This window comes from Arthrobacter caoxuetaonis, from assembly GCF_023921125.1.
In the GTDB taxonomy this organism is placed as follows: Bacteria; Actinomycetota; Actinomycetes; order Actinomycetales; family Micrococcaceae; genus Arthrobacter_B; species Arthrobacter_B caoxuetaonis.
Map to the genome: position 1 here is coordinate 1119442 of NZ_CP099466.1, position 12355 is coordinate 1131796.

At 64.4% G+C, this 12355-nt stretch carries 14 protein-coding genes; 6 read left to right on the forward strand and 8 right to left on the reverse strand.

The window, feature by feature from the left end:
- Position 1: 1 nt before the first annotated feature.
- On the reverse strand, positions 2-1681 hold the full coding sequence (locus NF551_RS05045) for a sensor histidine kinase (RefSeq protein WP_227895046.1): 1680 nt from the start codon (positions 1679-1681) through the stop codon (positions 2-4).
- Positions 1682-1802: 121 nt separating this feature from the next.
- On the opposite strand from NF551_RS05045, the gene NF551_RS05050 reads away from it, so the two are divergent.
- Positions 1803-2606 carry a response regulator transcription factor gene (locus tag NF551_RS05050; protein ID WP_227895043.1) on the forward strand — a complete coding sequence of 268 codons (804 nt, stop codon included), beginning with the start codon at positions 1803-1805 and terminating at the stop codon, positions 2604-2606.
- Between the two features lie 30 nt (positions 2607-2636).
- On the opposite strand, the gene NF551_RS05055 is transcribed toward NF551_RS05050, so the two are convergent.
- The 3 genes from NF551_RS05055 to NF551_RS05065 form a co-directional block, all read right to left on the reverse strand.
- Positions 2637-3011 (reverse strand): Hpt domain-containing protein, encoded by a 375-nt coding sequence (locus NF551_RS05055; RefSeq protein ID WP_227895041.1) that lies wholly within the window; start codon positions 3009-3011, stop codon positions 2637-2639.
- Between the two features lie 284 nt (positions 3012-3295).
- Positions 3296-4693: an NAD-dependent succinate-semialdehyde dehydrogenase gene (locus NF551_RS05060; protein ID WP_227895040.1), complete on the reverse strand. Its 1398-nt coding sequence runs from the start codon at positions 4691-4693 to the stop codon at positions 3296-3298.
- Between the two features lie 106 nt (positions 4694-4799).
- A complete protein-coding gene (locus NF551_RS05065) occupies positions 4800-5264 on the reverse strand; it encodes a VanZ family protein (protein ID WP_227895038.1) in 465 nt (154 codons plus the stop codon).
- Between the two features lie 247 nt (positions 5265-5511).
- On the opposite strand from NF551_RS05065, the gene NF551_RS05070 reads away from it, so the two are divergent.
- From NF551_RS05070 to NF551_RS05090, 5 genes are all read left to right on the forward strand, one after another.
- Entirely contained in the window at positions 5512-6015 is a 504-nt protein-coding gene (locus tag NF551_RS05070) for an alternate-type signal peptide domain-containing protein (protein WP_227916469.1), read from the forward strand.
- Between the two features lie 90 nt (positions 6016-6105).
- The gene (locus tag NF551_RS05075; RefSeq protein WP_227916470.1) at positions 6106-6684 is read left to right on the forward strand and encodes a hypothetical protein; all 579 of its coding nucleotides are present in this window, start codon (positions 6106-6108) and stop codon (positions 6682-6684) included.
- An 8-nt stretch (positions 6685-6692) separates the two neighbouring features.
- Complete coding sequence (locus NF551_RS05080) at positions 6693-7448, forward strand: signal peptidase I (protein WP_227895032.1); 756 nt, start codon at positions 6693-6695, stop codon at positions 7446-7448.
- Positions 7448-8365: a hypothetical protein gene (locus NF551_RS05085; protein ID WP_227895028.1), complete on the forward strand. Its 918-nt coding sequence runs from the start codon at positions 7448-7450 to the stop codon at positions 8363-8365. Before NF551_RS05080 ends, NF551_RS05085 begins: the two co-directional genes overlap by 1 nt.
- 11 nt (positions 8366-8376) lie before the next feature.
- A complete protein-coding gene (locus NF551_RS05090) occupies positions 8377-9123 on the forward strand; it encodes a hypothetical protein (protein WP_227895026.1) in 747 nt (248 codons plus the stop codon).
- A 16-nt stretch (positions 9124-9139) separates the two neighbouring features.
- Here the strand turns inward: NF551_RS05090 and nhaA are convergent, their stop codons facing one another.
- The 4 genes from nhaA to NF551_RS05110 all read right to left on the reverse strand — a co-directional run bounded on the left by nhaA (position 9140) and on the right by NF551_RS05110 (position 12187).
- The gene (gene nhaA / locus NF551_RS05095; protein WP_227895023.1) at positions 9140-10516 is read right to left on the reverse strand and encodes a Na+/H+ antiporter NhaA; all 1377 of its coding nucleotides are present in this window, start codon (positions 10514-10516) and stop codon (positions 9140-9142) included.
- Between the two features lie 105 nt (positions 10517-10621).
- The gene (locus NF551_RS05100) at positions 10622-10843 is read right to left on the reverse strand and encodes an SCO4848 family membrane protein (protein ID WP_227895022.1); all 222 of its coding nucleotides are present in this window, start codon (positions 10841-10843) and stop codon (positions 10622-10624) included.
- Positions 10844-10877: 34 nt separating this feature from the next.
- The gene (locus NF551_RS05105; protein WP_227895021.1) at positions 10878-11375 is read right to left on the reverse strand and encodes a DUF2505 domain-containing protein; all 498 of its coding nucleotides are present in this window, start codon (positions 11373-11375) and stop codon (positions 10878-10880) included.
- A 113-nt stretch (positions 11376-11488) separates the two neighbouring features.
- Positions 11489-12187, reverse strand: a complete 699-nt coding sequence (locus tag NF551_RS05110; protein WP_227895018.1) for a hypothetical protein — start codon at positions 12185-12187, stop codon at positions 11489-11491.
- Between the last annotated feature and the right edge of the window lie 168 nt (positions 12188-12355).

A 12355-nucleotide genomic window follows, 5' to 3' on the forward strand; every position in this document is an offset into this window, starting at 1 on the left:
GTCACCGCTGCACGACGTGCTCCAGCGGGAGCTCCACCCTAAAGGTCGTCCCGACTCCGGGTGCCGAGGTCAGGGTTATTTTTCCACCGTGTGCCTCGACGATGTCCCTGGTGATCCCCAGGCCCAGCCCGACCCCGGGGATTGCCGCTTTCTTGACGGCCGCGGTCCGGAAGAAGCGGTTGAAGATCTCCGCCTGCTCGGCTTCGGTCATGCCCATGCCCTCATCCGAGACCTCCAGGACAGCGGATCCGTCCGCACGCTTCACCTGGACCGTCACAGTGCTTCCGGCGGGGGAGTACTTGATGGCGTTGGAGATGAGGTTGTCCAGGACCTGCTGCACGCGCACGGCGTCGAAGCGGCCCCGGATGTCCTCTCCGGGCCGGATCTGCAGCCTGATCCCTGCCGCGAGGGCCCGCGGTGCCGCGGAATCGGCTGCCGATCCAACCAGTTCCCTCAGGGAAAGGTCGGCAGGATCGAGGTGGACTGAGCCGGACGCCGTGGTCAGCAGATCCGCTACGAGGACCAGGAGCCGTTCAGCGTTCCGCATGGCCACGGTCAGCGACGTTCGCAGGGAGGTTGAGAGACCGTCGTCCTCCGCTTCCCCAATGGCCAGGTCAAGATAACCGATGATCGACGTCAGAGGGGTGCGGAGTTCGTGTGAGACGCTGGCGACAAAGTCCTCCTTGGCCCGCAGTGCACGCACCATATCCGTGACGTCGCCGAAAGCGACGACGGAGCCGTTGAAGCCGCCGTTTTCACAGCCGAGGGGGCGGGCTGAAACGGTGAGAGCCCGCTGCTCCGCCCCGCGGCCCACCCACACGAGGCAGTCGGAAAAGGCCTCGCGCCGCATGGCACGGGCCAGGGGCCGCTCTTCCGCCGGAAGCGGAGTGAAGCCGTCCGGCCCGTAGATGAACATGTCCGCCTCAGTCCAGTTGCCCGCTTCCTCCGGGACCGCGAGCTTATGGGTGGCGAGTTGCCGGTTGTTCATGAGCATCACGTGGCCGTCCCTGGCCTGGACGATGACGCCGACGTCGATGGTGTCCAGTACCGCGTCCAGCAGCTCGGCCCGCCGCCTGCTGTCCGCGAGGCTCTGCTTCAATGCCAGGTCCTTCTCTTCCAGGGCCCTCTGCTGTCCGGCGGCATCCTGGGTCATCACGGCAGCCGACTTGTGTACGGCGAGCATGACCAGGGGGATAAGGATGGGCCTTATGAAGTCGGCGGCCACCGGGTCCGTTCCGTACAGGGGCGCCCAGATGATGAGCAGCGAACCTGCCACGCTGATGATACTGGCGCTGCGAGGGGCAAATCCCGACCAGGCGAGCCAGAGGACCGGGAACACAGCCAGCACCACCATCCCCGCTACGTCGGGCTGGACCCCGCGGAAAAGAAGCGCAATAGCGAAAAAATCCAGAATTGGAATAACCCAGTAGGCGGGCTGGAAGAAGTTGTCCCACGGCAGGGCTATGGCAGCTGCGGAAAGCACCATAACCAGGCACACACCCGCAAGGAAATCAGCGTCTGCGTACGCTTCCGGCTTGACGGCATGAACAAGCGGAAGGGAAAACAGCACGGCGGCGAAAAGGGGGAGCTGGCTCAGCGCGACGCGAAGCCGGAGATCGAGCTCGTGGAAGTCCCTGCGGATTCCCAGAAAGGACAGGGCCCTGCCCTTTAAACTGGACATGGCCAGATACCTCGCATTTTCGCAGTGATGAAGTGCCCAGTTTATCCATTGAAGCTGTAGGATGCCGAATGTAGTGGTGCGGATACAGAGGTCTCAGCAGGACAGGAAAAACCGAAAAAGTATGGAAACACAGCGCGTTGCCGTCATCATTGAGGACGACAAAGACATCCGCGATCTTTTACACGCCGTACTCCAGCAGTCGGGTTTTGAAGTCCATGCCAGCCCAACCGGAGCCGACGGCGTCGAAGCAGTCCGGCGCCACAACCCTGCCGTCGTTACCCTGGACTTGGGTTTGCCTGACATCGACGGCTTTGAAGTTATCCGGCAGCTGCGCCTGTTCAGCGACGCCTACATCGTGATGCTCACCGCACGCGCCGAAGAGCTCGATACGCTCATGGGGCTGGAAGCGGGAGCCGATGACTACATCACCAAACCCTTCAGGCCGCGGGAACTTCGTGCCCGTATTTCTGCCATGATGCGCCGTCCCCGCAAGGACGACAACGCCGCTGCTGCGCCTGCGGCAGCCCCCGGCGTACCCGCTGCCGCTGCTGGCGCGCCGACGCGTCCTGCCGAAACTCCAATTCAGGACGCCGCAGAAGGCGTCTTCAACCACAACGGCCTGTTGCTCGACGCGGAGACAAGGACCACCCAGCTTTCCGGACGCGACGTCGAACTCACGCGTACCGAGTTCGATCTGCTTCATGCGCTGCTGGAGAGCGGCCGCCGGGTCCGCAGCAAGACTGATCTGGTTCGGCGGCTCCGCGGGGAAGAGTACGACACAGGCTCCTACATCAGCGACTCCGATGAACGCACCATCGAGGTGCACGTGGGAAACCTCCGCCGCAAGCTCGGCGACGACTCCCGGTCACCCAATTGGCTCGAGACTGTCCGCGGGGTGGGTTACCGGCTGGCGCCGGCGAAGTAGTGTTCCTGCAGGTCCGGCACTGCCAACCTGCTAAAGGCGGGACAGGGATTCGGACAGGGCCCTGACCGTGTCCTCACCGCATCTTTGCAGCGGATCAAGAAGGGACACCAGCCCTGCATGGTCAGCGGCGCGCACCATGTCCTGGGCGATTAATGCGTAGCCCGCAAGCCTGAGGGCGCCGGCCATCTGGCTGGAGATCTTGATGCTGAGCACTACGTCCATGGCACCGGGGTAGTCCGGTTCTTCCAGTGCGGTGACGAGCCTCTCGAACCGGCCGTTCCACATGTGGATGTAATTGCCAACGAACTGCCTGACGGCCTCCCTTCCCATCTGCTCGCTCAGCTCATTCAGTGCTGCAGCGGAGGTCAGGGTGCGGGTGATCTGGCGCTCTTTGACGGCTGTCACGAGGTGACCGGCGGGGCGGGAGCAATGCTGCAGGCGCGGATTGCGCGCCATTCAGGCACAGTGCTCTGGCGGGGAGACATGGGGGTCCTCCTGGAAGGGCAGCGGTCCCGCTGGTGGGGGAACCGCAGTGGATCAGTACCACCAACGGTCCCACCCCTAGCTCAGGAACTCTCCCCGCACAGGCTCAAGATCGCGGAAAGTTTGAAAGCGCACTCATCACAGCGAAACTGCAGGCAGCGCCGGCACCGGGAGCGGTACGGGTGCTGCCTGCAGTCCACCGGGTGCTAGTCAGCTACGTAGAACAACCGCTTGTTGACGAACTCGTCCATGCCCAGCGGGCCAAGCTCGCGTCCGTAGCCGGAACGCTTGACGCCGCCGAACGGGATGTCGGCCCCTTCACCGACGCCGTTGACGTTGGCCATGCCAACTTCAAGCTGCTGGGCCACCTTGCGGGCGCGCTCTTCGTCGGTGGAGAAAACCGCGCCGCCGAGCCCGTAGTCGGAATCGTTGGCGAGCTTGACGGCTTCCTCGTCGCTGCCGACCTTGTAGACCACGGCCACCGGACCGAAGAGCTCTTCGCGGTAGGCACGCATCTCCGGCGTGATGCCCGTGAGCACGGCCGGGGCAAGGTAGGCGGAGGGGCCCTCGGAGAGGGTGCCGCCGGCGTGCAGAGTGGCGCCCTTGGACACGGCGTCCTGGATCTGCTCGGCCAGCCCCTCCGCTGCAGCCCGCGAAGAGAGCGGAGCATAAGTGCCTTCGGCGGCCTCCGCCGGGTCGCCGGGCTGCAGGTCCTTGGCCAGGTTGGTCAGCTCCGCCACGAAGTCATCGAAGATGCCCTCGCTGACGATCATGCGCTTGTTGGAGTTGCAGGCCTGTCCGGTGTTTTCCAGGCGGGTGGCCCAGGCGTTGGCCGCCGCTTCCTTGACATCCTCGGTGTCCAGCACCACGTAAGGGTCCGAACCGCCGAGCTCCAGCACTACCTTCTTCAGGTTCTTGCCGGCCAGTTCACCGATGATCGCGCCGGCGCGCTCGGAGCCGGTGAGGGAGACGCCCTGGATGCGGGGATCGGCAATGATGTCCGCGATCTGGCCGTGGCTGGCGAAAACGTTCTGGTACACGCCTGCAGGGACACCGGCGTCGTCCATGATCTGCTGGATCGCCAGCGCCGACTTGGGGCAGGATTCGGCGTGCTTGAGGATGATCGTGTTGCCCAGCATCAGGTTGGGAGCTGCGAAGCGGGCCACCTGGTAGTAAGGGTAGTTCCACGGCATGATGCCCAGCAGCGGGCCCACAGGGAGCTTCTGGATCACCGCGCGGCCGCCGCCGATGGCCTTGATTTCCTGGTCTGCCGCCAGCGAAGGTCCTTCGGTGGCGAAGTAATTGAAAATCTCGGTGCAGTACTCCGCCTCACCTTCTGATTCGGGCAGAGGCTTGCCCATCTCTTCGGTGATGATCGCAGCCAGTTCATCCCTGCGCTCGGTGAACAGCTCAGCGACGCGGGCCACGATGCGTCCGCGTTCCTCGATGGGGACCTCCCGCCAGGACTCAAAGGCCGCCTGCGATGCGGCAAGTGCTTCGTTGATTTCACCGTCGTCGGCCAGAGGGAATGCCTCGCCCGGCTCACCGGTAGCCGGGTTCACTACCTGGTAGGCCCGGGCCGTTGTCTTGGAAGTGGTGGTCACGTCCGTGCTCCTTACGGGTAAATGCGGATTATGTCATCATGCCGCGAAATTGGCCTGCGGGTAAACAAAATGCCGGTCGGTGACGTAACGCGGCCCATGGCTTTGTTTACGGCGAAGGTGCTGGTTCCGCACGACGGGAGGCACCAGCACGCCAGAGATAAACCATGACGGTTCCCAGGGCCGCTCCAAGTCCGTTGGCGATGACGTCCTGCGCCGTTCCGTAGCGGCCGGCGATCAGGAGCGCCTGTCCGGTCTCGATGGCGGCGGAACAGCACACGCCGGCGACGGCGGCAAGCCAGGCCCAGCGCGGGCTAAGCCAGGCTGCCAGCAGCAGGCCTGCCGGCAGGAACAGGACCACGTTTGCCGAGAATTCCACCAGTTCGTAGTTGATCCAGGCGGGAACGCCGGCGGAGTGCAGCAGATCCAAAAGGCGCGACAGCTCTCCGGACAGGTTCCGGTCCACGGGGCGGGGCCAAAAAACGATGAAGGCCAGAATCACGCCGTAGGCCAGGAGCGCGAGGGCAAGGAGTGGCTTCTGCCGCGGCCCCTGGCCGTGCTGCGGTGGCTGCATTTGTTCCTCCGGATCGCTCGTTTTTCGTGCCCCTCAGCAGGCGGAACCCTGCGTTTGCCGCGCCCTCAACTGCGGATTGCGCAGATGTTGCGGGCGCCTTGCGGGGCCCTTGAGCATTGTCGCAATCATTTTGGCAACCCTGTGCCGGGACCGCCGGGTTTCTTGAGAAACGGATAGCAGATTAGGGCTGTCGGCGGGAACAGCTCCTGCTGCGGAATCAACTTTTAGGGGATACAGAATGAACAAGATGGCTAAAGGCGCACTGGCAACCGGCGTAGGCGTGGCACTGATGCTCGGCGGCGGCGGAACCCTGGCGATCTGGAACGACACCGAGACGGCCAGCGTTGGCTCCATCGCAGCGGGCCAGCTGGAGATCAAGCGTGTCGATAACGGTGTCTGGAAGAACAGCTCCAACCAGGTAATCGACCTCGCAAACTACAAGGTCGTTCCGGGCGAGACGCTGTCCTTCGTGCAGAACGTTGATCTCACCTTGGTGGGCGACAAGATCGAGGCAACTCTTACCCCTACCTACATCGGTGGCATGGACGGTCTCTCACCCCACCTGGACTACACCTACAAGGTCAGCCAGAACGGTGCAGAAATCCGCACCAACGCCCTCACGCAGGCCAACGACGGCATCGCGACGGTAGAGGCGACCGTCACCTTCAAGAAGGATTCGGACAACACCACCCAGCTGAAGACCCAGGACCTGACCAAGATCCAGTACGTCCTGCAGCAGGTCGTCCGCTAGTCACCGCTGGCCCTTGTTTATTCCGGCTGTGCGCGGCATCGAAGCCGCGCACAGCACCCCCACCGGACCCTACCTCCTGGAAAGCAGACCATGGCTAAGAAGACAGCACTGAAGGCAACTGGACTCGTGTCCGGTGCCGTGCTGCTGGGCCTGCTGACCGTACAGGGAACCTACGCCTTGTGGAACGCCGCGGTTCAGGCGACCTCTGGAAGCGTCCAAGCCGCGTCATTCAATGTCGAGATGGACGGCGGCAGCGGGTCCGTCATGATGGCCCAGCCTGACGGCAGTCAGGGCACCGTGGCGCTGGCCACCACGAACTTCGGCATCGTCGATGCCGGCACATCGGTCTATGCCGGAGTGCGGCTCACCAACCACACTGACGCCGGCGGCCAGTTCACCCTCCGTGCCTCGGCCGGACCCGTGGACACCGGCAGCCTCGGCGGCCTGCTGGCCGTCCAGCAGCGTGCCGTCGCCGGGGCGGACCTCAGCGCCTGCAATAACCCCGCACTGTATGCCGGGACGGCAGCCGGCCCGGTTGAGATCCCCAAGCACGGCTCCGGCGTTCTCTGCTTCCAGGCCAGCCTTGCGGCGACCGTCAGCGCAGAGGGACAGGTGTCCACCATCTCCATCCCGCTCACCGTCGAACAACTCGTCGAACACAAAGGATAGTGACGTCCATGTCATCTGGTCGCAGCAACAACTCTCAGGCGCTCCGTGCACTGAAGTTCACCGGTTCGGCCCTCAGCCTCGTGGCAATGTGCGTTACCGCACTGGCAGCGCTGGTGCTGATCATCGTTCCGCTGCTGACCGGGTCGCAGACGTACTCCGTGCTGACGAATTCGATGGCGCCCAAGTACGCTCCGGGCACGTTCCTTGTCGTGAAACCGACACCGGCTGACGCGCTGCAGGTTGGCGACGTCATCACCTACCAGATCGAGTCCGGGGATCCCACGGTCATCACGCACCGGATCATTGGTGTTGGTGCAGGCCAGAGCGGCGAACGCGTCTTCACGACCCAGGGCGACAACAACGACCTCGCCGATGAGTCCCCGGTCCAGGAAGTCCAGATCCGGGGCAAGCTCTCCTACGCCGTGCCGTACGTGGGCTTCATCGCGAACGGCCTGGGAAACAGCGACCGCGGTGCCATCGCCCAGTGGGCGGCGGTTGGCCTGCTGGGTTACGGAATCGTGCTCCTGGTCCGCGGCGGGCTGGAGAAGAAGCGCAAGGGGACCGAGCCCGATATGGACGCCATGCTGCTGGACCTGCCTCCTCGCAGCGATGCGCCGGCGCAGGGTAGGAACAGCGCCCTTCCGCGCATGCACGACGACGACGCATCCCTCCTGGGCGACGATCCGATTCTGCACGACTGCGACCACTGTGACCACGAAATCTCAGCCCGCCGCGCATCCGGTGCCGTCAGTGTGGCTGTCTGATGCACCCTTCCGTCCGGCCCACAGCGTCTTGGGGCGCGAGGACCGGCCTGGCAGCTCTGGCAGGGGGGCTGCTGGCCGCTGCTTCCCTTGCCGGCGCGCCTTCCGCGCAGGCAGCCGATGATTATTTGCAGGTCAGCCTGGATGGCAACTCCTTTGGAACATCCGTGAGGGGCGCTGTCTTTCCCGAGGGCGTACGCCTGGTACCGGGCGAGGGAAGCACTGCCTCCGTCTGGATCCGGAATGCCGGACCCGAGGCAGCGTTCCTCAGTGTTGGAGCCATCAGCCGGGACATGGACTCCGAACTTTCGGGCCATTTGTCCCTGGCCGCGACCCTTGCGTCCATCAACGCCGGCGCCGGAGGGCTTGGTCCCGCCGGAACGTGCACCGACCTTGACCTGGGAGCGGGTATCCCCGCCGGTACCGACCGGAGGCTGGACCTGGCTGCGGGGCTCGCCCTCGCGGCACCGAACTCCACGATGAACAAACGGGGTTCCTTCGATCTCGTGTTCCTGCTCGACGCAGCAGGGGAGGGGAACCGGTCAGCCTGCGACGGCGTCACAGGGGGAGTCCGTCCCGTCCAGCTTCCCCAGACCGGGGGGACGCCCGGCTCGTCGCCGGCCGCTCCCACGGCCGGAGCAGAAACGCTGATGGTCCAGGGAACTCCGGCAGCCGCAAACGCGCCCGGATTCGCCGTTCCTGCACTGCAGGCAGCACCTGCCGGTTTGCCTGCCCGGCCCGCTGCACAGCCCGCTGCCACCGATGTACCGGCGGACGTGGAACCGGCGTCGTTCATTGAGAGCACTGTCGAGCCAATCATCCGCACGTGGCAGGGCACGCTCATGGTGCTTTTGGCCGTAGGCTTCTTTGCAGCTGCTGCTGCCCGGACGCGCATCAGCCGGAAGCCGGCTTCAGCATGAATAAGGGATCCATGGACACGAACGACGACGCCCAGCAGCACCGCCGCGGCACTCTGAAGCGGTTGGCTGGCCTGCCGGGTTCCCGCACTGCCGCTGCCGCGTTTGTCCTGACTGTTGCGCTGGGCCTCGGTGGTCCGGCCGCCTATGCCTGGTGGAGCCAGCAGGGCACGGCAACGATCACGGTGACGGCGGGAAAGCCCACCGCACCGCCGGTGACGCCTCCGACGACTCCGGCACCTTCGCCGACGCCCACCGCACCGGTTCCGACGCCGACGCCCACCGCACCCGTTCCAACGACGCCGCCGGTAACGGCTCCTGCGTCTCCGGTTGTTCCCACGGCCCTCACCTGCGCCAGGAATCCCGGCGTGGGTGGCTCAAACGGCGGGCGCGATACCACCGTCTCCTGGTCTGCTGCCGGAGCGCCGGCGGGAACAGCCACGATCATCGACATCATGCTCGTCAGCAAGAACGGCAAGTCCGTGTCCGGCACGCTGAGCTACGCAGTGCCCGGGTCATCCGGAACGGTCGCCCTGGCGGCACTTCCCGGCATCGAGCCTTTCCTTGCCGACGCGCACGGCAAGAACTCCAAGTTCAGCGTTGCCGTGCGCAACGCGTGGCTCAGCACGGCGATCTCGGCCCCCGTTGTCCTCGGCGGCCCGGTGACTGTCGTGGGAACGCCGTCCGCTGCCCTGGCAAAACACGGCTTCCAGTACAAGGAAAACGGCGACTGGTTCAACTGCCCCAACGGGGTCCAGTGACCGGCCGGGAAACCCCCTAGCCTCTGGGGTTGTCTTTGCCCTCGAAAACGTCCGGGATCCCGTTGTCGTCCGCATCGACGCGCTCCGCCTTTTCCAGCTCGGCGTAGTAGCGGTTGCGGATGGTCAGCAGGATGGAGGCCAGTACAGCGGCCAGCACGGAGGCAGCCAGGATGGCTACTTTGGCGTTGTCGTTGTGGGCCGAACCCACCTCGAAGCTGAGGTCGTTGACGAGCAGGGACACGGTGAAACCAATGCCTGCCAGCAGACCGATGCCGGTCAGGTCCACCCATTTCACCGACTGATCCAAGGTGGCCTTCGTGACGGAGGTCAGCACCCAGGTGGTCAGCAGGACGCCGATCGGTTTGCCGATCACCAGCGCCGCCATGATGCCAAGGGCCACCGGGTCCATGAGGGCACGGCTCAGGCCCTCAAACCCGCCAATCGCAACGCCGGCGGAGAAGAACGCGAAGACCGGGACAGCGAGGCCGGTGGAGATCGGGCGGAAACGGTGTTCGAAGATTTCCGCCAGTCCAGGCTTGTCTTCGTTTGGCGGGAGTGGCTTGCCGTCTGCAGCGCGGCGCAGCACCGGAACGGTGAAGCCAAGCAGGACACCGGCCACCGTTGCGTGCACTCCGGAAGCGTGCATCAAGATCCAGGCGGCAACGGCCAGCGGAGCCAGGATCACCCAGAAGGGCCAGCGCCGGGCGCCAAAGAACCGCGGTTCGCGCTGCACCAGGAGGGCGAAGGCCGCCAGCGGAATCAGCATCAGGCCCAGCATCGCCAGGTTCACGTCTTCAGAGTAGAAAAACGCAATGATGGTGATGGCGATCAGGTCATCCACCACCGCGAGGGTAAGCAGGAAGATGCGCAGCGCGGTGGGCAGATGCGAACTAATGACAGCCAGGACCGCCAGTGCGAAGGCAATGTCGGTCGCCGTCGGGATGGCCCAGCCGCGCAGGCCGTCCGAACCCGCGAACACGTTCACGCCAACGTAAATCAGCGCCGGAATAACCACCCCGCCAAAGGCCGCTGCCACCGGGACGATTGCCTTGCTCAGCTGCCGCAAATCGCCGGCGACGAATTCCTTCTTGAGCTCCAGGCCCACCAGGAAAAAGAAGATTGCCAGCAGCCCGTCAGCTGCCCAGGCGCCGACACTCAGCTCCAGATGCCAGGGTTCGTATCCGAAGGTAAAGTCCCGCAGGGCGAAGTAGCCCTCCGACGCCGGTGAGTTGGCCCAGATCAGGGCGGCCACAGTCGCGATCAGCAGCAGGACACCGCCGACGGTTTCCTTGCGCAGGATTTCTCCGATACGCAGATGCTCCCGGTAACTGTTCCGTCCGAAGAAGACGGGGGACGCACCGGACGGTTCGGGGTTGGGCTCGCGTGAGGCCATGAAGGCTCCTAACAGTAAGTGGGTACGGCAGAATCACTGCCGACCAGACTTCCCGGCTCACCTACCGTCAAGCCTACCGGTCCGGTGCCCCTTCAGGGGCACCGGCTAGCCAGCCAGGGCCCGGACCCCGATGACGGCGGTGGCGATTCCGAAAATCATCGCCGTCGTGATCATCATCAGGTTCGTGGTCATAAAACGGGTCGGGGCGCCGTTGGCGTCCCGTGCCTGCGGGTCCTTCAGGACGCGGCGGAGGAAGGGCAACCAGGCGATGACCGACCAGAGGCCGGCAGCAATCAGGACAAACGCCAGGGGCGCAGTGAGTGTCACGGGGGGTGTTCTCCTTAAGAACCGCTGGGCGGGCCTAGCTGTTTTCGATCCATTTGCCGGCCTGGGCTGCCTGGATGGTCAGCGCCTTGCCGATCATGGGTTCAGCAGCCTTGGCGATCTTGTCGCCCAGGAAGGGGATGGAGGAGCTGACAGTGCCCTCAACGTCCGTGCGGGTGCCTTCGGCGACGACGACAAGCCGCTGTACCGCGCTCACCTTCAGCGGCACGCCGCCAACGGAGAGATCGATAGTGGCCGTCCGGGAGCCGTCCGGGGCCGGGGCTTCCCAGTTTTCCTTCTGCGTGACGGTCAGTGAGCTTCCGACCAGCTTCTTCGCGACATCGGGCAGCCGGTCTGTCGGGATGGACCGCACAGCGGTGAGCGTGAAGGGACCGGAGATGTCGCCGTCGACCTCCAGTGACACGAGGGAACCGCCGACATGCTCGCTGAGGCTCCGGATGAATCCTTCGTCCGTGTAGGTCTTCGTCAGCGTTGCGGCGTCGTAAGGAAGGGTAGTGGAAGCAGACAGGGCCATGTGGGTCCTCCGATAGGGAATGTGCGGAAGGCCTGGCACATGGTGCCGGACCCGCCCAACATCCTAGTCGGTGAACCGGAGCTGTCCCCAACTCGCGTTAGCGGGTGAGGGGCTCAGGGAATCCTCACACACCCGACAACTGACTGGTTCGCGTCATGCAGAACGATGGAATCACCCGAAGCCATGTCAGGTACCAGGAAGGGGACGGATACCGAGGCTTCGGCTGATCCGTCGGGTTCGGTGGTGAAATCAAGGACCAGATTCGAATTGGGGTTGTCCCCGCTGCCCTGATTGACGAATTCCGGACCGATGTCTCCGGGGCTTTCCGTGCACACACCCTCATGGAGAATGCCCGTGTAGGACGCACCGGAGGCGAAGCCCTGCACCTGCATGTCCACGGTGGTGTCCATATCCGTCTCCCGGATCGTCAGTTCCACTTCCGCTCCCTCCGGGATCAGCGCGTCGGTGTCCGGCGTGGCATACGCGGTCGCTATGGCGTTTTCACACCAAGGACCGAATGCGCCTTCGATGACGCCCCCTTCAAGGGCGGTTGGAGAAGAGCCGGGACACCGCTCAGCAGACACTGTCCGGCCCGGGCCTGCCGCCTGGCACGAGGCCGACGTCGCTTCGGGTCCGGTTTCGCAGTCGCTGCTGACCCCGGTTTCGGACGCCGGGGACGACGCAGCGTTGTTCGCGGTGTCCTCCTCGTTTCCATCATTGGAACAGGCAGTGAAGAACAGGGATGCAGTGATCAGCGCGATGAGCACTAACAAGGCTCTGCGTCCCGCGGCGTGTCCCGGGTTGTGTTTCATGGGGCGGCCTCCGATGAGCTGTGGACTAAGCGTTGCGGTGTTGCCGTGCCCTTCAAGCGTTACAGCAGGTGCCGCAGAAGACCACACCCGCCCTCGTCAGAGGGGGAACCTAGCCGAAAACCCCGGCTTTGAGAAGGCCCCCCGCCGTTATTGGGCATAGTTCCAAAG